Annotated in this window: 21 protein-coding genes and 1 pseudogene; 9 read left to right on the top strand and 13 right to left on the bottom strand. The window is 73.0% G+C overall.

Annotated features, from left to right (window positions below):
* Positions 1 to 30: 30 nt before the first annotated feature.
* A pseudogene (locus ACWCP0_RS07655) lies at positions 31 to 477 on the bottom strand (redoxin domain-containing protein); the annotation flags it as partial.
* 749 nt (positions 478 to 1,226) lie between these two features.
* Here ACWCP0_RS07655 and ACWCP0_RS07650 point away from each other — a divergent pair.
* On the top strand, positions 1,227 to 2,333 hold the full coding sequence (locus tag ACWCP0_RS07650; RefSeq protein WP_451077942.1) for a citrate synthase 2: 1,107 nt from the start codon (positions 1,227 to 1,229) through the stop codon (positions 2,331 to 2,333).
* Between the two features lie 95 nt (positions 2,334 to 2,428).
* Here ACWCP0_RS07650 and ACWCP0_RS07645 read toward each other — a convergent pair whose 3' ends face one another.
* The 12 genes from ACWCP0_RS07645 to ACWCP0_RS07590 form a co-directional block, all read right to left on the bottom strand.
* Entirely contained in the window at positions 2,429 to 3,472 is a 1,044-nt protein-coding gene (locus tag ACWCP0_RS07645; protein WP_451077941.1) for an isopenicillin N synthase family dioxygenase, read from the bottom strand.
* A 273-nt stretch (positions 3,473 to 3,745) separates the two neighbouring features.
* Complete coding sequence (locus ACWCP0_RS07640; protein ID WP_451077940.1) at positions 3,746 to 4,324, bottom strand: TetR/AcrR family transcriptional regulator; 579 nt, start codon at positions 4,322 to 4,324, stop codon at positions 3,746 to 3,748.
* Positions 4,312 to 5,040: an enoyl-CoA hydratase family protein gene (locus tag ACWCP0_RS07635; RefSeq protein WP_451078050.1), complete on the bottom strand. Its 729-nt coding sequence runs from the start codon at positions 5,038 to 5,040 to the stop codon at positions 4,312 to 4,314. Before ACWCP0_RS07635 ends, ACWCP0_RS07640 begins: the two co-directional genes overlap by 13 nt.
* Before the next feature lie 2 nt (positions 5,041 to 5,042).
* A complete protein-coding gene (locus ACWCP0_RS07630) occupies positions 5,043 to 6,659 on the bottom strand; it encodes a 4-coumarate--CoA ligase family protein (protein WP_451077939.1) in 1,617 nt (538 codons plus the stop codon).
* Between the two features lie 50 nt (positions 6,660 to 6,709).
* Positions 6,710 to 7,933, bottom strand: a complete 1,224-nt coding sequence (locus tag ACWCP0_RS07625; RefSeq protein ID WP_451077938.1) for an acyl-CoA dehydrogenase family protein — start codon at positions 7,931 to 7,933, stop codon at positions 6,710 to 6,712.
* A complete protein-coding gene (locus ACWCP0_RS07620) occupies positions 7,930 to 9,861 on the bottom strand; it encodes an acetyl/propionyl/methylcrotonyl-CoA carboxylase subunit alpha (protein ID WP_451077937.1) in 1,932 nt (643 codons plus the stop codon). The genes ACWCP0_RS07625 and ACWCP0_RS07620 overlap by 4 nt, the downstream gene beginning before the upstream one ends.
* Positions 9,862 to 9,868: 7 nt before the next feature.
* The gene (locus ACWCP0_RS07615; RefSeq protein WP_451077936.1) at positions 9,869 to 11,470 is read right to left on the bottom strand and encodes an acyl-CoA carboxylase subunit beta; all 1,602 of its coding nucleotides are present in this window, start codon (positions 11,468 to 11,470) and stop codon (positions 9,869 to 9,871) included.
* A 78-nt stretch (positions 11,471 to 11,548) separates the two neighbouring features.
* Positions 11,549 to 13,240, bottom strand: a complete 1,692-nt coding sequence (locus ACWCP0_RS07610) for an acyclic terpene utilization AtuA family protein (protein WP_451077935.1) — start codon at positions 13,238 to 13,240, stop codon at positions 11,549 to 11,551.
* Between the two features lie 2 nt (positions 13,241 to 13,242).
* Complete coding sequence (locus ACWCP0_RS07605; protein WP_451077934.1) at positions 13,243 to 14,040, bottom strand: TIGR03084 family metal-binding protein; 798 nt, start codon at positions 14,038 to 14,040, stop codon at positions 13,243 to 13,245.
* A 164-nt stretch (positions 14,041 to 14,204) separates the two neighbouring features.
* Positions 14,205 to 14,927, bottom strand: a complete 723-nt coding sequence (locus ACWCP0_RS07600; protein WP_451077933.1) for a DUF429 domain-containing protein — start codon at positions 14,925 to 14,927, stop codon at positions 14,205 to 14,207.
* A 10-nt stretch (positions 14,928 to 14,937) separates the two neighbouring features.
* Positions 14,938 to 15,582, bottom strand: a complete 645-nt coding sequence (locus ACWCP0_RS07595; protein WP_451078049.1) for a protein-L-isoaspartate(D-aspartate) O-methyltransferase — start codon at positions 15,580 to 15,582, stop codon at positions 14,938 to 14,940.
* A 221-nt stretch (positions 15,583 to 15,803) separates the two neighbouring features.
* Entirely contained in the window at positions 15,804 to 16,736 is a 933-nt protein-coding gene (locus tag ACWCP0_RS07590) for an EamA family transporter (RefSeq protein ID WP_451077932.1), read from the bottom strand.
* A gap of 169 nt (positions 16,737 to 16,905) precedes the next feature.
* Here ACWCP0_RS07590 and ACWCP0_RS07585 point away from each other — a divergent pair, with 169 nt between their 5' ends.
* The 8 genes from ACWCP0_RS07585 (at position 16,906) to ACWCP0_RS07550 (ending at position 23,929) form a co-directional block, all read left to right on the top strand.
* On the top strand, positions 16,906 to 17,787 hold the full coding sequence (locus ACWCP0_RS07585; RefSeq protein ID WP_451077931.1) for a LysR family transcriptional regulator: 882 nt from the start codon (positions 16,906 to 16,908) through the stop codon (positions 17,785 to 17,787).
* A gap of 121 nt (positions 17,788 to 17,908) precedes the next feature.
* Positions 17,909 to 18,634: a peptidase inhibitor family I36 protein gene (locus ACWCP0_RS07580; protein ID WP_451077930.1), complete on the top strand. Its 726-nt coding sequence runs from the start codon at positions 17,909 to 17,911 to the stop codon at positions 18,632 to 18,634.
* 84 nt (positions 18,635 to 18,718) lie between these two features.
* Positions 18,719 to 19,132: a hypothetical protein gene (locus ACWCP0_RS07575; RefSeq protein WP_451077929.1), complete on the top strand. Its 414-nt coding sequence runs from the start codon at positions 18,719 to 18,721 to the stop codon at positions 19,130 to 19,132.
* A gap of 83 nt (positions 19,133 to 19,215) precedes the next feature.
* Entirely contained in the window at positions 19,216 to 19,860 is a 645-nt protein-coding gene (locus ACWCP0_RS07570) for an RNA polymerase sigma factor (protein ID WP_451077928.1), read from the top strand.
* Positions 19,857 to 20,930: a CU044_5270 family protein gene (locus tag ACWCP0_RS07565; protein WP_451077927.1), complete on the top strand. Its 1,074-nt coding sequence runs from the start codon at positions 19,857 to 19,859 to the stop codon at positions 20,928 to 20,930. The genes ACWCP0_RS07570 and ACWCP0_RS07565 overlap by 4 nt, the downstream gene beginning before the upstream one ends.
* 395 nt (positions 20,931 to 21,325) lie before the next feature.
* On the top strand, positions 21,326 to 21,664 hold the full coding sequence (locus ACWCP0_RS07560) for an ATP-binding protein (RefSeq protein ID WP_451077926.1): 339 nt from the start codon (positions 21,326 to 21,328) through the stop codon (positions 21,662 to 21,664).
* Positions 21,665 to 21,804: 140 nt separating this feature from the next.
* The gene (locus ACWCP0_RS07555; protein ID WP_451077925.1) at positions 21,805 to 22,761 is read left to right on the top strand and encodes an alpha/beta hydrolase; all 957 of its coding nucleotides are present in this window, start codon (positions 21,805 to 21,807) and stop codon (positions 22,759 to 22,761) included.
* Positions 22,754 to 23,929 (top strand): acyltransferase family protein, encoded by a 1,176-nt coding sequence (locus tag ACWCP0_RS07550; protein WP_451077924.1) that lies wholly within the window; start codon positions 22,754 to 22,756, stop codon positions 23,927 to 23,929. Before ACWCP0_RS07555 ends, ACWCP0_RS07550 begins: the two co-directional genes overlap by 8 nt.
* Positions 23,930 to 23,936 lie beyond the last annotated feature (7 nt).

Genomic DNA, 23,936 nt, shown 5'->3' with positions numbered 1-23,936 from the left:
GGCGGTCACCCGCGACCCGTCACCCCGACGTCACCGCGAGGCCGCAGCCACCTCGCGCCCGCGCTCCAGCGCCGTCTCCACGGCGGCGAGGATGTCGGTGACCGGGAACTGCACGTGCCGGACCGTACGCTCCCGGTCCACCACCAGCGCCGCCCGCTTCCACCGCAGGGACTGCCCGGCCCTGAACGTCGGCAGCCGCAGCGCCGCGGCCGGCCGCGTGTCCATGTCCGACAGCAGCGGGAAGGGGAGGTCCTCCGCCGCCGCGAACTCCCGCTGCTCGTCCCGGCGCTGCGTGCTGACCCCGCGCACCGCGATTCCGGCTGCCGTGAAGTGTGCGTACGCGTCCCGGAGCAGCCGGTTCTCCAGCGTGCAGCCGACGGTGCCGGGAGTGCCGGACCAGCCTTCCGCCAGCAGGCCCGGCCGCCCGGTCGCCGGGTAGCCGGGTAGCCGGGTAGCCGGGTAGCAGAACAGCACCGTGGCGCGCGGTCTTCCCCCTCACCGGCAGCCTGATCGCGGTCCGGGGCGCTGCTGGAGAACCCCGCCCTCGCCGATCCGGCCCCGGCCCTCACCGGCCCGGCCGTCCTGAGCGCCGTGCTGCCGGCGGCGGCCGTGGTCGTCCTGCATACCGGGGAAGGCAGGTGCCCGGCGCACGGGCAGCCTGAGCCCGTCCTGACGCACGCGCGCCGGCACTGCCCCGGGAAACGCAGAAACCCGCGGGCTCTGGTCTCCTCCGAAGAGGAGGCCGGCCGGACGTACCGGCGAGCCCGCGGGTCGGTGACTGCTTGGATTTCGGCAGACGGCCTGCCGAGGCGCACGATGTGCGACGACGGGCCGCTAGCCCGCAGCCACCTCGCTCGTCCGGGAAGAAATCACTTCCGAACCACCTCCTTTCCTACGTAGGTCACACATTAGAAACCCCTACCGGCGTGGCTCAACCCTTTTTTGACCTTCTTTGCGCGACCCGGGAGCAGCCCTGGCCCGCCTCCCTCGCGGCGGGCGAGTTTGCCCGGCACCGAGTGCCGCTAATCCTCCGGAACCGGATCGGCGGAGTGTGCCGGATGTCACGCTTCCCCGCATCGTCGGAACCGGCCAAAATCATGCGCTGGGCCACTGTGGCCTTCCTACGACGCGGTTGGGGTGACCACCCCCCGCGCGGGGCATCACCGGGGAAACCGATCCGGTTCGACCACCGGTGCGACCGAACCGAACTCACGAGGAGCCGCCTCATGTCCGACTTCGTACCCGGACTCGAAGGAGTCGTCGCGTTCGAGACGGAGATCGCCGAACCGGATAAGGAAGGCGGCGCGCTCCGGTACCGCGGCGTCGACATCGAGGATCTCGTCGGTCGTGTGTCGTTCGGGAACGTGTGGGGCCTGCTGGTCGACGGCGCTTTCAACCCCGGTCTGCCGGCCGCAGAGCCGTTCCCCATCCCGGTCCACTCCGGTGACATCCGCGTCGACGTCCAGTCCGCGCTCGCAATGCTCGCGCCCGTGTGGGGCCTGAAACCGCTCCTCGACATCGACGAGGCGCAGGCGCGCGACGACCTCGCGCGGGCCGCCGTGATGGCGCTGTCGTACGTGGCACAGAGTGCCCGCGGGCAGGGCCTTCCGATGGTGCCGCAGCGCGAGATCGACAAGGCGCAGACGGTCGTCGAGCGGTTCATGATCCGCTGGCGCGGCGAGCCGGACCCGAAGCACGTCAAGGCCGTCGACGCGTACTGGACGTCGGCCGCCGAGCACGGCATGAACGCCTCCACCTTCACCGCCCGCGTCATCGCCTCGACCGGTGCCGATGTGGCGGCCGCCCTGTCCGGCGCGGTCGGCGCCATGTCCGGCCCGCTGCACGGCGGTGCGCCGTCCCGTGTCCTCGGCATGATCGAGGAGATCGAGCGCACCGGCGACGCGACGGCGTACGTGAAGAAGGCCCTCGACAAGGGTGAGCGGCTGATGGGCTTCGGCCACCGCGTGTACCGGGCCGAGGACCCGCGCGCCCGCGTGCTGCGGCGTACGGCCAAGGACCTGGGTGCGCCGCGTTACGAGATCGCGGAGGCACTGGAGAAGGCCGCGCTGGAGGAGCTGCACAACCGCCGCCCGGACCGGGTCCTGGCGACGAACGTGGAGTTCTGGGCGGCGATCATGCTGGACTTCGCCGAGGTCCCGGCGCACATGTTCACGTCGATGTTCACGTGCGCCCGTACGGCCGGCTGGTCGGCGCACATCCTGGAGCAGAAGCGGACGGGGCGCCTGGTGCGCCCGTCCGCCCGGTACATCGGCCCGGGCTCTCGCGACCCGCGCGAGATCGAGGGCCACGCCGACATCGCGGACAGGGGCTAGCAAGCACCGTCCGGTTCCGCCCCGCGCCCGGTCCGCCCCGCGCCCGGTCCGCCCCGCGCCCGGTCCGCCCCGCGCCCGGTCCGCCCCGTGCCCGGTCACGCCGCCCGATCCACCAGCGCCGCATGGTGGCGGGCGGCCACCAGCGGGTGCGCCCGCAGCTTGCCCTTGAGCTCGTTGCGGCCGTACTCCGCGAACAGCGGATTGGCCGGGTCCGCGGTGACGCCTGGCGCGTCCGCCGCGAACGGGAAGGGCAGCGGCGCGATCCGGGCGTCCAGGCGCGGGTTGTAGAAGAACGGCACGGAGTACCGCTCGGTGGCACCGGGCGGGCTGACCACGCGGTGGTTGGTCGCGAGCAGATAGCCGTTGGTGGCGACTTCGAGGAGCTCGCCGAGGTTGACGACGAACGCTCCGGGCAGCGGCGGTACGTCATGGAAGGCGCCGTCCTCGCGCTGCACCTGGAGCCCGCCGATCCGGTCCTGGTGGAGCAGGGTGAGGAAACCGTAGTCCTTGTGGGCGCCGACGCCCTGGCCCGCCCCGTCCCCGGAGCTGCCGGGCGCGCTTCCCGGATACCGCACGAGCTTGAGGTGCAGGTGCGCGCGGTCGCCGAAGATGTCGTCGTAGAAGTCCGGGGGCGCGCCGATCGCCGCGAGCAGCTCGTGCAGGAGCTTCTCGGCGACCCCGCCGAGCCGGTCGATCCAGGCGAGCGCGGCGGTACGCAGCCCGGGCAGCGCGGCGGGCCACTGGTTGGGGCCCTCCAGCCACCAGTAGGCGGGCTCGCCGGGACCGGGGGTGTGTGCGGGCCGCTCGGCCCCGATGTCGAGCTGGTCGCGCCAGTCCCGGCTGCCGCCGGTGCGCTCGTCGCCGACGCGCGTGTAGCCGCGGAAGTGCGGTGAGTTGACGTTGTCTATGGCGAGCCGGTCGGCCTCGGGGAGTGCGAAGAAGTCCCGCATGGCGGTCGTGAGCGCGGTGGTCTCGGCGTCGGTCACGCCGTGCCCGGTCAGCTGGAAGAAGCCGACGTCGTGGGCGGCGCTGTGGAGCCGGGCGTGCAGCTCGGCGCGGGCGGCGGGGCCGCGGTCGGCCGCGGAGAGGTCGACGACGGGGAGCTGCGAGTAGTCCTGTGGGTGGGACGAGTGAGACATGGGTGCGTCCGCTGTGTCTGGTCCGGTCGCCGGTCCCGGCGATGACCGGGAACTCGTACCGCCGGTGTCCGCCCGGGTGGAGCGGGGGCCGGTGGGCCGGATGGGGTGGGGTGAGGGCTTGCGTCGGAGGTCAGAGAGAGGTCCGACAGCCCATGCTCGTGACGCGGAGGAAGTCCACGTGGCGGCGGCGTACGAGCGGAAGCATGCGGAAAGGGTACGACGCGAACGCGGCATGTGCGGGTGGCCCGGGTCACACCGGGCGGATCCGGGCCGTCAGCCCAGTGCCTCCTCCAGCAGCCGCCCCCACTGGGCCACCACTCTCCCCCGCCGCGCCGCGTCGTCCGTCAGCAGATTCGCCAGGCCCAGCCCCCGGGCCATGTCCAGCAGGCCCTGGACCGTCTCCCGCACCCCCGGCACCGACTCGTCCGCACCCAGCAGCTCGACGGCGATCCGGTGGGTCTCGCGGCCGACCCGCGCCTCCAGCTCGGTGACCCGGCCGCGCAGCTGCTCCTCGTTGGAGGCGGCGACCCACAGATGCAGGGCGGCGCGGAACAGCGGGCCGGTGTAGAGGTCGACGAGGGCCTGGACCACGGCCGCCCGGTTCTGCACCGGAAGGGCCCGGAGCGCGGAGGAGCGCTCCTCCGCGACGTACTCGACGGCGGCCGTGAAGAGGTCCTCCCGGGTCGGGAAGTGGTGCTGTGCCGCGCCCCGGGAGACCCCGGCGCGCTCGGCGACCACCGAGACGGTCGAGCCTGCCCAGCCGCGTTCGGCCAGGCAGGCGACGGCCGCCTCCAGCAGGCGCTGCCGGGTCACCCGGCTGCGGTCCTGCTTCGGAGTGGTCACACCACCCATGCGGGATCCCGTCGTTCGAGGAAGGCGGTCATCCCCTCGCGCGCCTCCGCCGAGGCGAAGAGCGACGCCGAGCGCTGTACGAGATCCTCCGCGTCGCGGTCGAAGGTCTCCCGCACCCTAGCCGTGAGCAGCTGTTTCGTCGCGTCCAGGGCGCCCGGTGAGGCCTTGCGGAAGCCGTCGAGCAGGGGCGCGAGAACCGCGTCCACATCCTCGCCGGCCGCCGTCACGAGTCCGATCCGGGCGGCCTCGGCGGCGTCGAAACGCTCACCGCCGAGGTAGTAGCGGGCGGCCGCGCGGGGCTCCAGCCGCGGCAGCAGCGGCAGGGAGATGACCGCAGGGGCGACCCCGATCCGCACCTCGGTGAACGCGAAGTCCGACCCCGACGTCGCGGCCGCGACGTCGCAGGCGCCGACGAGGCCGAGTCCCCCGGCCCGCACGTGCCCCGCCACCCGTGCCACGACCGGCTTGGCCAGCTCGACGATCTGCCGGAGCAGCGCGACGAAGGTGTAGGGGTTGGGCGGCTCCTTGAGATCGGCGCCCGCGCTGAAGGTGCTCCCGGTGTGGGTGAGCACGATCGCCCGTACGGAAGGGTCCTTGCCGCAGGCCGTCAGTGCGTCGGCGAGCTCGCCGACGAGCCGCGCGGACAGCGCGTTGCGGTTCGCCGGCGAGTCCAGGGTCAGCGTCGCGATGCCGCGCTCGGACGCCGTGCTGATCAGTGTCACGTGGTCCCCATCTCCGACTTCTCCGGTGTTCCCTGCGCCTGTTCCGTCTCGCGGTCGCGCAGCTCGCGCCGGAGGATCTTCCCCGACGCGGCCCGCGGCACTCCGCCGATGAACTCGACGCGGCGGACCTTCTTGTACGGGGCGACGCGTTCGGCGACGTACGCCATGACGTCGTCCGCCGAGAGGCCGTTCGCGGCAGGCTGTCGCACGACGTACGCCTTCGGGACCTCGTTGCCGTCGGCGTCGTAGACGCCGATCACCGCCGCGTCGGCGATGCCCTCGTGGGTGAGGAGCAGGGCTTCCAGCTCGGCCGGGGCGACCTGGAAGCCCTTGTACTTGATGAGTTCCTTGACGCGGTCGACGACGTACAGCCAGCCGTCCTCGTCGACGCGCCCGATGTCGCCGGTGTGCACCCATCCCTCGGCGTCGATCATGTCGGCGGTGGCTTCGGGGTGGCCGAGGTACCCCTTCATGACCTGCGGGCCGCGGATCGCGATCTCTCCCTCCTCGCCGGGCGCGACGTCCCGGCCGGGGTCGTCGAGCGAGAGGATCCGCATCTCCGTGTTCGGCAGGAGCTTCCCGACGGTGCCGGGCGGCGGGGTCGCGGCGGACAGCGGCACGACGTGGGTTCCGGGCGACAGCTCGGTCATGCCGTACGCCTGCCGCACCGGCGGCAGCTTCAGCCGCGCCGAGCAGGCCTGGGCGAGCTGGGCGTCGAGCGGGGCGGCGGCGCTGACGATGTACTCCAGCGACGACAGGTCGTACTGCGCGACCGCCGGGTGCTTGGCGAGGGCGAGGACGATCGGCGGGGCGACGTACAGGCCGTTGATGCGGTGCTTCTCTATCGCGGCCAGGAACTGCTCGAGGTCGAAGCGGGGCAGCACGACGACGGTGGCCCCGCTGCGCAGCGGGGCGTTCATCAGGGCGGTGAGGCCGTAGATGTGGAAGAACGGCAGCACCGCGAGGATGCGGTCGCCGGGCTTCATCGGGATGAACGGCTCCAGCTGGGCCAGGTTGGTGGCGATGGACCGGTGGGTGAGCATGACGCCCTTCGGGACGCCGGTGGTGCCCGAGGAGTACGGGAGGGCGGCGACGTCCTCGGCCGGGTCGACGGCGATGTCCGGCTCCGGAGCGGTGGAGCCGAGCATGCCGAGGATCGAGCGGTGCCCCTCCGCCTGGTCGCAGACGAAGATCTCCTCGATGCCGCCGACGAGTTCGGCGGCGCGGCGGGCCGTCTCGAGGAGCGGGGAGACGGTGACGATCCAGCGGGCGGAGGAGTCGCGCAGCTGCTTGGCGAACTCCTCCGCCGTGGCGAGCGGATGGACGGTCGTGACGGACGCCCCGGCGCGCGTGGCGGCGTAGAAGACCGTCGGGTAGGCGACCGTGTTGGGGCTGTGCAGGGCGAGGACATCGCCCTTGCGCACGCCCGCGTCGGCGAGCGCGGCGGCGATACGGCGGTGGAACGTGTCGAGCTGTGCGTACGTGATCGTCATGTCGCCCGCCCCGTCGATGAGCGCGACGGTGTCGCCGTACTCGGTGGCGCGGCCGAGGACGGCGTCGTGGATGGGGAGGGAGACGGCAGGGACGTCCGCGTACTCGCTGGTGATCACCATGGCAGCTGCAGCCCTTCGGCGATGGAATGGTGGCGCCAGAATCGCGTCTGTCAGTACGACTTGGGGAGACCCAGGGACTGATGGGATACGTAGTTGAGGATCATCTCCCGGCTGACCGGAGCGATCCGGGCGACGCGGGAGGCCGTGATCAGCGCGGCGAGGCCGTACTCGCGGGTGAGGCCGTTGCCGCCGAGGGTGTGCACGGACTGGTCGACGGCCTTCACACAGGCCTCGGCGGCCGCGTACTTGGCCATGTTCGCCGCCTCGCCCGCGCCCAGGTCGTCGCCCGCGTCGTAGAGGGCGGCGGCCTTCTGCATCATCAGGCGGGCGAGCTCCAGCTCGATGTGGGCCTGGGCGAGGGGGTGGGCGATGGCCTGGTGGGCGCCGATGGGGGCCTTCCAGACCTGCCGGGTCCTCGCGTAGTCGACGGCCTGTGCGAGGGCGTAACGCCCCATCCCGATCGCGAAGGCCGCGGTCATGATCCGCTCCGGGTTGAGCCCGGCGAAGAGCTGGAGCAGGCCCGCGTCCTCTCCCCCTGGGGGCACCTCCCGGGCCGCCGGGCCCAGGGGGACGTCGGCGTGGGTGGGGGTCCCCCCGGTGGAGCCAGGGGGAGTACCCCCACCGACGAGTGCGCCGGCGGGCAGCGCCACGTCGTCGAGGACGAGCTCGAACTGCTTCTCCTGGGCGTGCAGTTCCATGTCGATCTGCGAGCGGGTGAAGCCGGGGGCGTCGCGCGGGACGATGAACAGGCAGGGCTTGAGCTTGCCGGTGCGCGCGTCTTCCGTCCGTCCGACGACGAGCGTGGCGTCGGCGATGTCGACGCCGGAGATGAAGACCTTGCGGCCGGTCAGCCGCCAGCCGCCGTCCTCGGTCCTGTGGGCCGTGGTGGTGATACGGTGCGAGTTCGATCCGGCGTCGGGCTCGGTGATGCCGAAGGCCATGGTGCGGCTGCCGTCGGCGAGTCCGGGGAGCCAGGCGCGCTTCTGCTCCTCGGTGCCGAAGCGGGCGATGACGGTGCCGCAGATGGCGGGCGAGACCACCATCATCAGCAGCGGACAGCCCGCGGCGCCCAGCTCCTCCAGGACGATGGACAGCTCGGCCATGCCGCCGCCTCCGCCACCGTGCTCCTCGGGCAGGTTCACGCCGAGGTAGCCGAGCTTGGCGGCCTCGGCCCACAGCGCCTCGCGGTCGTAGCCGCGGCCGTGCCGGCGCCCGAGCGCGGAGACGGCGGCGCGCAGTGCGGTGTGCTCTTCGCTCTCGATGACGCTGTTCATGGGGTGGCGTCCTCCTGTACGGCGGCTGGTGCGGCGGCTTGTACGACAGCGAGAAGGGCACCGACCTCGACCTGGCGGCCGGGGGCGGCGTGGAGCGCGGTGAGCGTGCCGGAGGCGGGAGCGGAGATCCTGTGCTCCATCTTCATCGCCTCCAGCCAGACGAGCGGCTGCCCGGCGGTGACCGCAGCCCCGGGGGCCAGGCCATCGGCGATGCGTACGACGGTTCCGGGCATCGGCGCGAGCAGCGAGCCGGGCTCGTGGCGGTCCGCGGGATCGGGGAAGCGGGGCGCTTCCGTGAGGGTGTAGGCGCGTGCGACCGTGTCGACGTGGACACGGGTGCCGTAGCGGCCGACCCGGAACTCACGCTGCACCCCGGCGACTTCCAGCCGTACGGCGTGCGCGTTCGCGTCGAGGACCCGCACGTCCGGAAAGCCTTCGGCCTCCGTACCGTGGCGGGTGCGGCGGTAGCGCACTTCGTGCTCGCCTTCGCGGCCGAGATACCGCTTGACCTGCGGCTGCGACGGAAGGTTGCGCCAGCCGCCGAGGCGGGCGGTGGCGCTCCCGGCCGTCTGCCGGGCGGCCGCGTCCGCCAGGGCGGCCGCGAGCGCGGCCACTTGCTCGCCGTCCTCGGCAGCGGTCAGCTCCGGCAGATGCCGGTCGTAGAAGCCGGTGTCCATCGCGGCCGAGGCGAACTCGGGGTGCCGCAGTGACCGTACGAGCAGTTCCCGGTTGGTCACCGGCCCGTGCACGCGGGCGCGCTCCAGCACGCCGGCCAGCTTGCGCACGGCCTCCGCCCGGGTGGGCGCCCAGGCGACGGCCTTGGCCAGCATCGGGTCGTAGTGGACCCCGATGCGGTCGCCGTCCGCGTACCCGGTGTCCAGGCGCACGCCGGACCCGGCCGGCACGGAGAGGCGGTGCAGCGTGCCGGTCTGCGGGGTCCAGTCGCGGGCCGGGTCCTCGGCGTAGAGGCGGGCCTCGACGGCGTGGCCGTGGGCATCCGGCGGGGCGGGCGGGAGCGGGGCGTCCTCCGCGACCCGCAGCTGCAGGGCGACGAGGTCGATGCCGAACACCTCTTCCGTCACCGGGTGTTCGACCTGGAGGCGGGTGTTCATCTCCAGGAAGTGCGCCGTGCCGTCGGCGACCAGGAACTCCACCGTGCCGGCGCCCCGGTAGTCCGTCGCGCGGGCGGCGCGGACGGCCATCTCGTGGAGGGAGGCGGTGAGTTCCGGGCTCAGCCCGGGCGCCGGGGCCTCCTCGACGACCTTCTGGTGACGCCGCTGGAGGGAGCAGTCACGGGTGCCGAGCGCCCAGACCGTGCCGTGCGCGTCCGCGAGGATCTGCACCTCCACATGGCGGCCCTTCTCGACGTACGGCTCGACGAAGACCTCTCCGTCGCCGAAGGCGCCGAGCGCCTCGGCCCGCGCGGCCTCCAGTTCCTCCTTGAGGAAGGCGAGTTCGCGCACGATCCGCATGCCGCGACCGCCACCGCCCGCTGCCGCCTTGACCAGCACCGGGAGATCCTCCTCGGTGACGTCGGACGCGGCGAGGGGCGCGATGCCCATCAGTTCCTTGGCCCGCGTCTTGGACGCCATCGCCTCGATGGCCTCGGGCGGCGGGCCGATCCACACCAGCCCCGCGTCGATGACGGCACGTGCGAAGCCTGCGTTCTCGGACAGGAATCCGTATCCGGGGTGCACCGCGTCCGCGCCCGCCGCGAGCGCCGCCTTCACGATCAGGTCACCGCGCAGATAGGTCTCGGCGGGGGTGGCGCCGGGGAGGCGTACGGCGGCGTCGGCCTCCCTCGTGTGCAGGGCGTCGGCGTCCGGGTCCGAGTACACCGCGACGGTCGCGATGCCCAGCTCACGGCAGGTACGGAAGACCCGGCAGGCGATCTCGCCCCGGTTGGCGACGAGTACGGACTGGATCATCAGGGCCTCACATCCTGAAGACGCCGAAGCCGCCGCGCGCGCCTTCGACCGGAGCCGTGTGGAGGGCGGACAGGCACATGCCGAGGACCGTGCGGGTGTCGCGCGGGTCGATGACGCCGTCGTCGTACAGCCGCCCGGACAGGAACATCGGCAGCGACTCGGACTCGATCTGCTGCTCCACCATCGCACGCAGGGCGGCGTCGGCCTCGTCGTCGTACGGCTGCCCCTTCGCGGCGGCGGACGCGCGGGCGACGATCGACAGGACGCCGGCGAGCTGCTGCGGGCCCATGACGGCGGACTTGGCGCTGGGCCAGGCGAAGAGGAAGCGCGGGTCGTAGGCCCGTCCGCACATGCCGTAGTGCCCGGCGCCGTACGAGGCGCCCATGAGGACGGACAGGTGCGGGACCTTCGAGTTCGCCACCGCGTTGATCATCATCGCGCCGTGCTTGATGATGCCGCCCTGTTCGTACTCCTTGCCGACCATGTAGCCGGTGGTGTTGTGGAGGAAGAGGAGCGGGATGTCGCGCTGGTTGGCGAGCTGGATGAACTGGGCCGCCTTCTGCGACTCGGCGCTGAACAGCACGCCCTGCGCGTTGGCGAGAACGCCGACGGGGTAGCCGTGCAGCCGCGCCCAGCCGGTGACCAGGCTCGTCCCGTACAGCGGCTTGAACTCGTCGAAGTCCGAGCCGTCGACGATCCGGGCGATGACCTCGCGCGGGTCGAAGGGGGTCTTGAGGTCCTCGGGGACGATGCCGAGGAGCTCGTCCTCGTCGTACTTCGGCTCCGCCGCGGGGGCGTCCGGATCGGGGTGCGCCTTGCGGTGGTTGAGGCGGGCGACGATCCGGCGGGCGTGGCGGAGGGCGTCGTGCTCGTCGACGGCGTAGTGGTCGGCGAGGCCGGAGGTGCGGGCGTGCATCTCGGCGCCGCCGAGGGACTCGTCGTCGCTCTCCTCGCCGGTGGCCATCTTGACGAGCGGCGGGCCGCCGAGGAAGACCTTCGACTGCTCCTTGATCATGACCGTGTGGTCGGACATGCCGGGCACGTACGCCCCGCCGGCGGTGGAATTGCCGAAGACGACGGCGACGGTCGGGATACCGGCGGCGGACAGCCGGGTGAGGTCGCGGAAGAGCGCACCGCCGGGGATGAAGATCTCCTTCTGGGAGGGCAGATCGGCACCGCCCGACTCGACCAGGCTGATGACCGGGAGGCGGTTGGCGAACGCGATCTCGTTGGCGCGCAGGGCCTTCTTCAGCGTCCAGGGGTTGCTTGCTCCGCCGCGTACGGTCGGGTCGTTGGCGGTGATCAGGCACTCGACGCCCTCGACGGTGCCGATGCCGGTGACGAGGGAGGCGCCGACGGGGTAGTCGCTCCCCCACGCGGCGAGCGGCGACAGCTCCAGGAACGGCGTGTCCGGGTCGAGGAGGAGCTCGATCCGCTCGCGGGCGAGCAGCTTGCCGCGCTTCCGGTGCCGGGCGACGTACTTCTCGCCGCCCCCGGCCAGGGCCTTCGCGTGCTCGGCCTCGAGCTGGTCCAGCTTGGCGAGCATGGCGGCGCGGTGAGCGGCGTACTCGGGCGACGTCGTGTCGAGCGTGCTGGGGAGGACGGTCATGGGGTCACCTCCGTTGGGGGTGTGTGGTGATGGCCGAGGGCGTGGGCCGCTGCGCGGGGAGAAGGAAACCCGGCGTCGTCACAGCAGCGCCTCCGGCACCTCGACGTGCCGTGCCCGCAGCCACTCGCCCAGCGCCTTCGCCTGGGGGTCGAAGCGGGCCTGGGCGGCGACGCCCTCGCCGAGCAGGCCGTGGACGACGAAGTTCAGCGCGCGAAGGTTCGGCAGGACGTGCCGTACGACCGTCAGTCCGGCGGTCTCCGGGAGGAGTTCACGGAAGCGGTCCACCGTGAGCTCGTGGGCCAGCCATCGCCACTCCTCGTCCGTCCGGACCCAGACACCGACGTTCGCGTCCCCGCCCTTGTCTCCGCTGCGCGCGCCCGCGACGACGCCGAGCGGTACGCGGCGCGCCGGACCGTCCGCCGGCAGCGGCTCGGGCAGGGACGGTGCGGCGACGGGCTCCAGCGGCCGCGTGCGGCCCGCCGCCGCAACCGGCACCCTCGCCCCGTCCGGCAGCACCGCGACGTGCTCGACCGACGCCGCGTCCACGTACACCGCGTCGAACACCCCGTACGGTGTGCCCTTCCCCGGCGGGGCCGTCACATGGAAGCCGGGGTAGCTGCCGAGCGCCAGCTCGATCGCGGCGCCGCTGACGACGCGTCCCACCGCCTCCGCGTCCCTGTCGCGCACCACCAGCCGCAGCAGCGCGCTCGCCGTCTCCTCCGTGTCCGCGTCGGGGCGGTCGGTGCGGGCGAGTTCCCAGCGGACCTCCTCCGGCCGGGACTTGGCATGCGCGAAGGCGTCCTCGATCTGTCCCCGGACCAGCTCCGCCTTGGCCTCCACGTCCAGTCCCGTCAGGACGAACACGACCTCGTTGCGCCAGCCGCCGACCCTGACCAGACCGGTCTTGAGCGTGGGCGGCGGGGCCTCGCCGCGCACGCCCGCGACACGGACCCGGTCGGGCCCGTCCTGGGTGAGCCGTACGGAGTCGAGGCGGGCGGTGACGTCGGGACCTGCGTACCGCGCGCCGCCCGTCTCGTACAGCAGCTGCGCCGTGACCGTGCCGACGTCCACGAAACCGCCGGTGCCGGGGTGCTTGGTGATGACGGACGTGCCGTCGGCGTACAGCTCCGCGAGCGGGAAGCCGGGCCGCCGGAGTCCATGGCCGGTGAAGAAGGCGTAGTTTCCGCCGGTCGCCTGCGTCCCGCACTCCAGTACGTGGCCCGCGACGACCGCGCCCGCGAGCTGGTCGTACGCCTCAGGCCCCCACCCGAACCGCCACTGCGCGGGCCCGGTGACGAGCGCCGCGTCCGTCACCCGCCCGGTGACGACGACGTCGGCGCCGGCGGCGAGGCACGCGGCGATCCCGCCCCCGCCGAGGTACGCGTTGGCCGCGAGCGCGCCGGGGAAGCGGGGGGTGAGGTCGTCGCCCTCGACGTGGGCGACCCGCACGGGCACGCCGACCCGGTCCGCGAGTGCGCGCACCGCGTCCGCGAGTCCCGCCGGGTTGAGCCCGCCGGCGTTGGTGACGATCCGCACCCCGCGCTCGTGGGCGAGCCCGAGGCCCTCCTCCAGCTGCCGCAGAAAGGTCTTGGCGTAGCCGAGCCGCGGGTCCTTCGCCCGGTCGCGGCCGAGGATGAGCATGGTCAGCTCGGCGAGGTAGTCGCCGGTGAGGACGTCGAGTTCACCGCCGGTGAGCATCTCGCGCACGGCGTCGAAGCGGTCGCCGTAGAAGCCGGAGGCGTTGCCGATACGAAGCGGCTCCGGAGCCATCCTCACGCCCCCTTCGGTGCGCGGCCCGCACCCGCAGGGCCTGCGAAGGCCTGGGCGATGTCCAGCCACCGGTCGGCGTCCGCGCCCTCCGCCCGTACGGCGAGGTCGTCGCGGTGCGCGCGCTGCGTGACCAGCAGGCAGAAGTCCAGCGCGGGGCCGGTGACCCTCCCCTGGCCTTCGGCAGCGTCCGCGGGCCCGTACGTCCACGTCTCGCCGCCCGGTCCGGTGAGCTCGACGCGGAACTGCTCCTTCGGCGGCTCGAGGCCGTTCACGAGAAAGGCGTAGTCCCGGGCGCGTACGCCGATGTGCGCGACGTGCCGCAGCCGGGCGGTGGGTGCGCGTACGACTCCGAGGGCGTCGGCGACGTCCTGGCCGTGCGCCCAGGTCTCCATGAGGCGGGCCGTCGCCATCGACGTGGCGCTCATGGGCGGCCCGTACCAGGGGAAGCGGGCTCCCGCGGGCGCGCCGCGCAGGGCCTCGTAAAGCCGGTCACGGCCGGCGCGCCAGCGGGCGACGAGCAGGTGGGGCGGCTGGGCGGCCCCCGCCTCCGCGGCCCGGTCGACGAAGGTGTCGGGCGCGGCGAGGGCCTTCTGGGCCTCCGTGCCGAACGCTTCCGCGTCCGTGACGGCGAGCAGCGCGACATCGTCGGTCCAGGCGAGGTGGGCGATCTGGTGGGCGACGGTCCAGCCGGCGGCAGGGGTCGGCGCGGACCACCGCTCCTCGCTCAGCTCGCCGACGAGCCGGTCGAGTTCCTCGCTCTCTGCACGCAAGTCGTCCAGGACGACTGCGGGGTCGGACACGGTGCGCTCCCTCCGGGACACGGCGTGGTGTCCGGAGCATGGCACCGCGACCAGAAACAAGCAAGCGTGCTTGCTTTACTTTTTTCGGCCCTCTGTGTGCGCAGGGGCGGCCGACGGCTTCCCCGTCCGCGGAGGGCGGCCGGCAGCTGCCCCGTCCGCGGGGGTCAGTACCAGATCGCGACCGGACGGCCGCGGCCGTCGCGTTGCGGCGGGTCCGGGAGGGAGCGCGCGCGGCCCAGGGCGATCCGGTGTGCGCTCCAGGCCGCGGCCGCCGCGTCCAGCACGTCGTCCGGCGCCACGCGTCCCACGTCCCCCAGTTCGTCGGGAATGACGACGCCTGCGGCCTCGAGGAGGGAGCGGCGGGCCATCTGCCCCGCCCAGCTCTTCTTCCGGTGCGGGAGCGGCTGCCCGCCCGCCAGTGCCCGGAACGACACCTCGGGGTGCACCTCGAAGAGGCGGTCGCTCCCGGCGTCCGCCAGGCAGCCGTTCGCCTCGCGGAGTTTGACGGCGAGCCCCCAGCTCTGGCGGCTCAGCCCGGTGCCGGTGAGCTCCCGGCATCTGCGGTTCGCGGCCTCGTACTCCTCCTCCTGCCACACCGCGCGCGGAGGCACTCGGAAGACGCTGCTCCGGAGCCGGCCCAGCAAGGCGGCCGCCTCGGTGTCCGCGTGCCGCCACCCCGTGTCGAGGAGCCCCAGGGGCATGTCCACGGCCACGACCCCGACGTCACCACCGCCACCGGTTGCCGGTGCCTCGCGCAGCAGGGAGCGCAGGTCGCTGCTCAGGCGAGCCCCTGCGAACCGGCCGTCACGGAGCTCGACCCCCACCCACCCGGCCGCGCACGCGTCGACGCCCAGGACCGTCACGACCGCCACCATGTCCCCCAGCATCCCCGAATCGTCACCCAGCATCCCCGAACGGGTCCGTCGCGGGATATCCGTAGTCCCCGTAGAGGCGGACGAAGCGGGCCGCCACGACACTGCCCCTGCGCAGGAGGCCGTGGGCGGCGGCCGTGCGCTCGTACAGCTCGACCTCCTCCTGGCCGCCCGGGCCGATCGGCTGGACGAGACGGCCACCGACCCGCAGCTGCCGGACCAGCGGCGGTGGCACCTCCGGGAAGGCGGCGCAGACGACGACGGCGTCGTAGGGGGCGCGGGCGGGCATGCCGAGGGTGCCGTCGCCGACGACGACCTCGACGTTCCCGACGCCCTGGGCGCCGAGACTGGCCCGGGCCTGCCGCGCCATGTCCGGCCAGCGCTCGACGCTGACGACGTACGTGGCGAGGCGGGCCAGCAGGGCGGTCTGGAAGCCGTGGCCGGTGCCGATCTCCAGGACGCACTCGCTCCCGGTGAGGCCCAGCGCGTCGATCATCATGGCGACGAGGGAGGGCTGCGTCGTCACCTGACCGTGGCTGATGGGGATCGGCACGTCCGCGTACGCCGAGGCGCGGTGCGCGGCGGGGACGAAGGCCGCGCGCGGGGTGGACCGCATGGCCTCCAGCAGGCGGGCGTCACGGACTCCGGCGGCACGGGCGGCCCTGACCAGGTCCTCAGGGCCCGGACCTTCAGGGTCTTCAGGGCCGGAGCCGGGATCCGGGCCGGGGCCGGGATCCGGGCGGGGGCCGGGATCCGGGCGGGGGCCGGGGCCGGGATCGGGGCCTTGGCCAGGTTCGGGTTCGGGTTCGGGTTCGGGTTCGGGTTCGGGTTCGGGTTCGGGTTCGGGCCAGGGATCCCTCATCGTGTCCGCCTCCTACTGCCGACCGGCGGCTACCGGGCGGCGCGCCCCACCTGTGTCCGTACCGCTCCCATGCTGGCCGCGATGACCAGGGCGATCGCCAGCGCGTCGGCGGCGGAAAGGGCCTGGTGCAGCACCAGGAATCCGGCGGTCGCCGCGATCGCGGGCTCCAGGCTCATCAGCACGGCGAAGGTCGACGCGGGCAGCCGGCGCAGGGCCAGGAGCTCCAGCGTGTACGGCAGCACGGACGACATCAGCGCGACCGCGAGCCCGAGCCCGACCGTGGACGGCACGAACAGTTTGCTCCCCGCCTCGACGATGCCGAACGGCAGGCTGAGCACCGCGCCGACCGCCATCGCGAGGGCCAGCCCGTCGGCCTGGGGGAAGCGGCGTCCGGTGCGGGCGCTGAAGACGATGTACGCGGCCCACATCGCGCCCGCCCCGAGGGCGAAGGCGGCACCGACCGGGTCGAGGCGGTCGAAGCCGCCGCCGCTGAGCAGGACGACGCCGGCGAGCGCGAGCCCAGCCCACAGCAGATTGATCAGCCGCCGCGAGACCACGACCGAGAGCGCGAGCGGTCCGAGCACCTCGAGGGTGACGGCGGCGCCGAGCGGAATCCGGTCCGCGGCTTGGTAGAACAGCATGTTCATGGCCGCCATGACGGTGCCGAAGGCGACGACGGTGCCCCAGTCGGCGCGGGAGTGGCCCCGCAGTCGTGGCCGGCAGACCAGCATCAGGACGATGGCGGCGAGCACGAGCCGCAGCGTGACGACGCCGAGCGCTCCCGCGCGGGGCATCAGCAGCACGGCGACGGCGGCACCGAACTGCACCGAGACCCCGCCCGCGACGACGAGCGCGACGGGCCCGAGCGCGAGACCGCGCCCTCGGCCGCCCGCGAGGGCGCCTGCGGCCTCGGGCAGCGCGACGGCGGAGGCGGCCGCCTGCTCCGCGCTCGCGCTGCTCACGCCGCTCGCGCTCCGGGACCCGCTCACCGATTCCCCCTTCGTCCACCCGACTACACTTCTGGTCCAAAATACTGCACTGGAAGATTCTGGTCCACTTCCCGGCCTTCACGCTACGGAATTCCGCGCCGCCCGTGAAATGCCTAATGGGCTGCGGTTATGCTCCGCACGCATGAGCATCGAGCTGCGTCATCTCCGCTGCTTTCTCGCCATCGCGGAGGAACGGAGCCTGACCCGGGCCGCCGCCACGCTGCATCTGACCCAGCCGGCCGTCTCCCGCACCCTCGCCGCGCTCGAACGCCACCTGGGCGTCCGGCTCGTCGACCGCTCCACCCACCACCTCGATCTCACCCCCGAGGGCCTGGCCTTCCGCGACAAGGCCGCGACGGCCGTCACCGCCTTCGAGGAGGCCCTCGACGCGGGCCGTCTGCACCACCGCCCCCTGCGCCTCGGCCACGCCTGGTCCGCCCTAGGCCCGTACACCACCCCGCTGCTCCGCCGCTGGCAGCAGGAACATCCGGACGTGCCCCTCGAGCTCCTGCGCATCGACGACCGCACGGCGGGCCTGGCCCGTGGCGAGGTCGACGCGGCGGTGCTGCGAGGCCCGGTCGACACCCCGGGCCTCGCGACCGAACTCCTCTTCACCGAGCCCCGGGTCGCGGCGGTCCCGTCCGACGACCCGCTGGCCGCCCGCCCCGCGCTGGCCCTCGCCGACCTGACTCCCGGGACGATCGTCCTCAACACGGTCTCCGGCACCACCACTCCCGCCCTGTGGCCGGCCCCCTCCCGGCCGGCGTCGACCCTCACGGTCGCCAACACCGACGACTGGCTCACCGCCATCGCGGCGGGCCGCGGCGCCGGCGTCTCGGCCGCGTCCACGGCCGAGATGCACCCCCACCCGGGCGTCACCTACCGCCCCCTCACCGACGCCCCGCCGGTCCCGGTCCTGCTCGCCTGGCGTACGACGGCACCGCACCCGGCGCTGGAGGCGCTGACGGAGCTGGCCCGCGAACTCAGCGGGCGGGGCCGGACGCCGGAGCCCAAACGGAACTGACTATTCCTCAACTTGTCGTAGTTCTCGATGACTTGCCGGCCCCCAAACCCATTTGGCCGATCATCATGTGATCACTTAGGGTCCACTCCCGGTGTGACAACAAACGGGAGGAAGCACCACCTTGAACATCCGCAGAACCATCACCGCCCTCGGCCTCGGAGCCGCCCTCGCGCTCGGCGCGACCACCCCCGCAACCGCCGGCACGGGCCCGACCACCCCCGCCGCCGAGAACACCGGGGTCGCCGACAAGGCCGACCGTGCCCGCGACGCCGAGGCGCGCCAGGATGCGGTCATCGCCACGTACAAAGGCCGGAAGATCGACCTCACCAAGGGCTGGGGCACCGCTCAGGTCTGCTCCGAGTACCCCGACCTCACGGTGAAGTGCTTCGACAACGACGCACAGGCACAGGCCGACATGGCCGCCTACGCCAAGAAGGACTCCCGGGTCCTGCCCAGGGCCCCCAAGGGCCGCTCCGCCATGCTGGCCCCCAAGTCCCCGGCTGCGAAGGCGCCCGACGCCCGTGGCACCCGGGCGGCCGCCGCGGTCACCAGCTGCGCCTACGGCTGGGTCTGCGTCTACCAGGACGCCAACTGGAAGGGCCGCAAGCTCCAGTGGTCGGAGGGTGGCACCAAGTCCCTCGGCCAGTACGACTTCCGCGACAAGACGTCCTCGACCTGCAACAACGACGAGATCGGCGGCATGGGCCTCATCGACTACCGCAACAACCTGCCCGACCCCGAGATCATCACCCCCCTCGGCGGCTGCAAGTCGAACCTCGCCAACGACGACTACCCCGGCATCGGCACCGGTTCCTGGAACGACCGCGCCGACGCCCTGTGGATGTGAACTGACCTCACACAGCTGCGCCCCCGCACTGGCTACGGTGCGGGGGCGCGCCCGTACCGCACACACACACCACGGAGCCCCCACATGCGCCCCCGCACCACATACCTCGCCATCGCCGCCTGCCTGCTGCTGACCGCCGCCTGCTCCGACGAGCCCACCGCGGACCTCGCCGTCCCCGCCACCCTCGCGGCTCAGCCCCCGGACGACGAGGCCGACAACCGGAGCGACGCCGCACAGTTCACCGCTGCCGCCGCGGCGGACGGAACACCCCTTGCCCTGAACGTCACCCACGTCATCGACACCGTCGAAGGCGACCGGCCGTACACCTACCTCGTCACCACCGCCAAGGGCACGCCGAACACACAGGACGTCTCCGCACTCATCGAGGACTACGCGGCATGGCCCGACAAGGGCACCGAGCCCGTCATGGTCGGCGTCTACAACGCCGACGGCGCCCGCGTGGGCTCCGCCACCATTGACCCCGCAGCCACCTCGTGAACGGCCCACGCGCCCCACACGACCGTTCTCCGATGTGATGGAGGTCACTGGGAACCGAGCGGGCGGATCGGACACCTCCGGGCGTGGACTCTTCACCCGGTGAGCGGCTGCGGTCCGGCGACCGCGCTGCGTTCGACGAGATGTTCGACGCGCACGCCCGACTGGTGTACGCCCATGCCGTACGGGTGACCGGCGACTGGGCCACGGCCGAGGACGTCGTGTCGCTGACCTTCCTGGAGGCCTGGCGACTGCGGGACAAGCTGCACGGCGAAGTCCGGAACGTGCGGTCCTGGCTACTGGGTATCGCCACCAACGTGCTGCGCAACACCGCTCGCGCCGCCCGGAGGCACCAGGCCGCCTTGTCCCGTCTGCCTCCCTGCCCGGTGGTGCCCGATTTCGCGGACGAGCTGGTGGCCAGGATGGCCGACCGCGATCAACTGGCCGCCGCGTCCCGGGCGCTGGGCCGGCTGCGCCGCAGCGAGCGCGAGGTGTTCACGCTGTGCGTGTGGTCGGGCCTGGGCTACGCCGCCACCGCCGAGGCGCTGGGCATTCCGGTGGGCACGGTTCGCTCCCGGCTGGCCCGGGCGAGGAAGCGACTGAGCCGGCTCGCGGAGGAGGAGTTGCGCAGGATAAGGAAGGTAGACGGGGAACCGCCGGCCGGCGGCGGACACATACAGGGCAGCCGCCCATCGGCGGCACGGTCGTCACAGGAGGGAACTTCCCGATGAGCGCAGCCTTCCGGCATTCCGTACCGTCCGAGCCGGCCGGACCGTCCGAGGTCGCGGAGCGCGCGGACCTGGCACTGCTGCTGCCCTCACCGACGAACCCCGACCTGTCCGCCGACCGCCGGCGTCTCCTCAAGGAACACCTGATGCAAGAGATCGACCGCTCGACAGCGCCCGCACCTGTTCGCCGTCGTCGGCGTCCCGTCCTGATGCTGGCAGCCGCGACGGCCTGCGTCGCCGCCCTGACCGTCGGCCTCGGCGGGATCGACGCCCTGCGCGAGCCGACGAATCCGACGGCTTCCGCCGGTGCCGAGAGCCGTGGAGAAGCGGCTCCTCCGGCGTCGCCTCAAACAGTCCAACTGCTGGAGAACATCGCGCTCGCGGCCCACCGGGCACCGGTGGAACAGGTGCGCGGCGACCAGTACACGTACGTGAGGACCTCCGGCTTCACCACCTCGCTCGACGGGGACACCGGGAAGACCGCGCGTGAGGACAGCGCCCGGGAGGAGTGGGTCTCCGTCGATGGCACGGGACGGACCGTTCTGCGCGGCCGCGGGGGCGGCGAGCAGCAGGTGGACGCCCCCGGGAAGGGGACGCTGAATGCCCCGACCTACCAGCTCCTGGCCACGCTCCCCACCGCCCCCGCCGCCCTCCTCGAGCACATCTACGCCGACACCACGCTCAACCACGGACCGGGCACCGACTCCACCACCGGCCCGGACCAGGAGGCCTTCGTCATGATCGGCGACCTGCTGCGAGGGGTTGCGGCGCCACCCGAGACCAGCGCCGCGCTGTACCGGGCAGCGGCCCGGATTCCCGGTGTGGTCACCGTTCTCGGAGCCGTGGATGCCGCGGGGCGCCGTGGTGTGGCCGTCGCCCGCGAGCACGACGGCGAACGCACCGAATGGATCTTTGACGAGAAGACCCTCCAACTGCTCGGCGAGCGCACCGTTCTGCTCGAGGACAGCGCCTGGGGCAAGGCCGGAACGGCCGTGACCTCCACGGCCGTTCTCGACCGCGGCATCGTGGACCGCCCCGGCCAGACACCTCGTACGAAGTCCGGTCCCGCATAGGGTGCGCGCCGGGCGTCGCCGTCCGATGACGACTGCGCCCGTCGCGGCTCGGCGGGCCGTCAGGCCATCATCGGCGCCATTGGTGTCATTGGCGTCATTGGCGTCAGGACGTGGTGCGGGTGCGCCGCCGGTGCACCGAGTACGCGACCAGGCCGCCGCCGACCAGCAGCGCGGCCGCCGCGACACCGAATGCGCCGGGACCGAACTGACTCCCGGTGACGGCGATGGAGCGGACTCGGCCGTCGCCTCACCCTCCCCGCGGGACGGGAACTCTCCGCCGGCGCCGACCTCCGGTACGACACTGAGCTGAGCGGACTGCGCCAGGAAGCCGAATCGGTGACCGCCGCCCGGTCGGTCGGTGCGGCACGCTCATTCGCCCTCGACACCCTCATCCGGTGGGGCTTGTCGAGCGGCACGAACGACGTGCGACTCGCGGTCTCGGAACTCGCCACGAACGCCTTGCGGCACGGCGTCCCGCCTGGACGCGAATTCTGCGCGGGCTCGCCGTCGATGGCGCCGTGCTGCGTATCCATGTGCGGGACAGCGGGGACGGTCGGCCCGAAGTACAGGCCGCCGACGCGGACGCGTGCGACGGGCGGGGGCTCTTCCTGGTGAAGGAACTGGCCGACGACTTCGGCGTCACAGAGCACATCGTGGGTAAAAGCGGCGCACGCCCGTGCCGAGAGCCGGGGGTGCCCCGGCTTCTGGCCCACGCGATGCAGAACAGAACCTGAACGTGCCTCCTACCCCTCGTACTTCAGAGCTAGGCGCCAGGTGCGCTCCCCGGCGGGACGCCGGTCATGGCGGGTGATCCATAGCTTCGGTGCCGCACGTACGGCCGACATCCGGCACCGGAGACGGAAGGACCACCCCCATGGCATCCCGCCCACCCACGAACCGCCTGCGCCGGACCCTGCTCGCCGCGCTCGTCGCCGCGTCGGTGGCCGTGCCGGTGTCGGGTGCGGCACGGCCCACGGCCGTCCCGGCGCCCGCTCCTGCCCCGGCCGCCGTCGCCCCGCTGCGTGCCGCGACGCATGCCGCCCTCGCCGAGCGGTATGCCGCGAACCGCGACGGCATCCGGGCGGCCGAGCGGATGGCCGCAGGGCACGGGCACCGGAAGCGGGCGGCCGCGCTGCGCGGCATGGCGGATCCGGCGCGGCACGTCCTCGCCTTCGACGGCCGCGACGGAGGCCGCGCCGCCGAGGTGTTCGGCGACCTGTCCGTGGCCGGGCGGATCGCCGTGCTGGTGCCCGGTTCAGACACCGGACTCGACCGGTACGAACGCTTCCGGGCCGGCGCGGCCTCGCTCCGGCAGGAGCTGGGCGAGCGGGCAGCCGTCGTCGCCTGGCTCGGATACCGGCCGCCGGCCACGCTGAGCCTTACGGCGCTGACGCCCGGCCGCGCGGATGACGGCGCCTCCGAACTGCGCCGATTCGTCAAGGGGTTACGGGCCGTCGCGCCCTCCGTCCGGATCTCCCTCCTCTGCCACTCCTACGGATCGGTGGTCTGCGCCCGGGCCGCGTCCGGACTCGACGTCACGGACATCGTCCTGTACGGCAGCCCCGGGACCGGCGCCGGCCACGTCGGCCAACTGCACAGCCGCGCCACCGTCTGGGCCGGCCGGAGTGCCGCCGACTGGATCGCGGACGCTCCGCACGTGCGGCTCCGACTGCCCGTCGCCACCGTCGGGTTCGGGACCGACCCGGTGTCGGAGGAGTTCGGTGCTCGCGTCTTCGACGCAGGTGAGGGCGGACACAGCGACTACCTGAAGCCCGGCTCCGTTCCGCTCAGGAGCATCGCCCGCATCGTGAGAGGACGGGACCGTGCGTGACCTCGTCCGGCGGATCGACTCCGCGACCCCGTCCGACCGCGACCGAGCCGTCGACGCGCTGCGCGCTCTCGCCATCCTCGGGGTGGTCCTCGGCCACTGGCTGGTGACCGCCCTGGTCGCCGACAGCGGTACGGTGCGCGGGGCCGGCCCGCTCCAGCACATGCCCCGACTGGCTCCCGTCTCCTGGGTGTTCCAGACCCTGGCGGTCTTCTTCCTCGTGGGCGGGCAGGTGGGTGCGAAGAGTCACGCCTCCGCCCGGGCCCGCGGCGAGACGTACGGCCGGTGGCTCGGCGCCCGGACGGCGCGGCTGTTCCGGCCGGTGGCATCCGTGCTCGCGGTGTGGACCATGGCGACAGGTGTGATGCTCGCCTCCGGGGTGGGGGTCGAGACCGTGCACACGCTGGCCAAGCTGGTGCTGTCCCCGCTCTGGTTCCTCCTCGTCTTCGCGGCGCTGACGGCGGCGACTCCGCTCGTGGCCGGACTGCACCCGCTGTGGCCGTTCGCCGTCGTGCTGCACATCGACCTGATCCGGTTCGGCCTCGGCGGACCCGCCTGGCTCGGCTGGATCAATGTGGCGGCCGGCTGGCTCGTCCCGTACTGCCTGGGCGCGGCCTGGGCCCGCGGCGGTCTGCGGGACCACCGGACCGGATGGGTGCTGCTGTCCGGCGGCGCCGCCGCCACCGCCGGACTCGTGCTGTTCGCCGGGTACCCGGCGTCCATGGTCGGCGTGCCCGGCGCCGCCGTCTCCAACCTCAACCCGCCGACCCTCGCCGCCGTCACCTTCGGTCTCGCCCAGTGCGGCGCGGCGCTGCTGCTGCTCGACCCGCTGCGGCGTGCGCTCCAACACCCCACAGCCTGGGCGGCAGTGGCACTGCTGAACCTCTCCGCGATGACCGTCTTCCTGTGGCACCAGACCGCGATGATGGCCGTCACCGCCGTCGGCCTGCTCGCGGGCACGCCCCTGCCCGGACTGCACACCGTCCCCGACAGCCCTGGCTGGGTGTTCGCCCGGCTGGCCTGGCTGCCGGTTTTCGCCGTGGCGCTGCTGGTGTGCTGGGCGGCGTTCCACACGTACGAGACGCACGGACGAGGACACGGAAGGCCGGGTCACACCACGGTCGTGCGCGAGCATCGGCCCGAACGGACAGCGGAGGTACGGCGTGCCTAGGGTTGAC

Source organism: Streptomyces sp. NPDC001970, from assembly GCF_053594115.1.
Note: the sequence above shows the minus strand (reverse complement) of the source record. Positions and strands in the feature narration are given on the sequence as shown.

Excerpts from the sequence above, each read along its gene's own strand:
- ACWCP0_RS07650 (WP_451077942.1), top strand. The coding sequence starts at position 1,227 with ATGTCCGACTTCGTACCCGGACTCGAAGGAGTCGTCGCGTTCGAGACG.
- ACWCP0_RS07645 (WP_451077941.1), bottom strand. The coding sequence starts at position 3,472 with ATGTCTCACTCGTCCCACCCACAGGACTACTCGCAGCTCCCCGTCGTC.
- ACWCP0_RS07640 (WP_451077940.1), bottom strand. The coding sequence starts at position 4,324 with ATGGGTGGTGTGACCACTCCGAAGCAGGACCGCAGCCGGGTGACCCGG.
- ACWCP0_RS07630 (WP_451077939.1), bottom strand. The coding sequence starts at position 6,659 with ATGGTGATCACCAGCGAGTACGCGGACGTCCCTGCCGTCTCCCTCCCC.
- ACWCP0_RS07625 (WP_451077938.1), bottom strand. The coding sequence starts at position 7,933 with ATGAACAGCGTCATCGAGAGCGAAGAGCACACCGCACTGCGCGCCGCC.
- ACWCP0_RS07620 (WP_451077937.1), bottom strand. The coding sequence starts at position 9,861 with ATGATCCAGTCCGTACTCGTCGCCAACCGGGGCGAGATCGCCTGCCGG.
- ACWCP0_RS07615 (WP_451077936.1), bottom strand. The coding sequence starts at position 11,470 with ATGACCGTCCTCCCCAGCACGCTCGACACGACGTCGCCCGAGTACGCC.
- ACWCP0_RS07610 (WP_451077935.1), bottom strand. The coding sequence starts at position 13,240 with ATGGCTCCGGAGCCGCTTCGTATCGGCAACGCCTCCGGCTTCTACGGC.
- ACWCP0_RS07600 (WP_451077933.1), bottom strand. The coding sequence starts at position 14,927 with ATGCTGGGGGACATGGTGGCGGTCGTGACGGTCCTGGGCGTCGACGCG.
- ACWCP0_RS07585 (WP_451077931.1), top strand. The coding sequence starts at position 16,906 with ATGAGCATCGAGCTGCGTCATCTCCGCTGCTTTCTCGCCATCGCGGAG.
- ACWCP0_RS07575 (WP_451077929.1), top strand. The coding sequence starts at position 18,719 with ATGCGCCCCCGCACCACATACCTCGCCATCGCCGCCTGCCTGCTGCTG.
- ACWCP0_RS07565 (WP_451077927.1), top strand. The coding sequence starts at position 19,857 with ATGAGCGCAGCCTTCCGGCATTCCGTACCGTCCGAGCCGGCCGGACCG.
- ACWCP0_RS07555 (WP_451077925.1), top strand. The coding sequence starts at position 21,805 with ATGGCATCCCGCCCACCCACGAACCGCCTGCGCCGGACCCTGCTCGCC.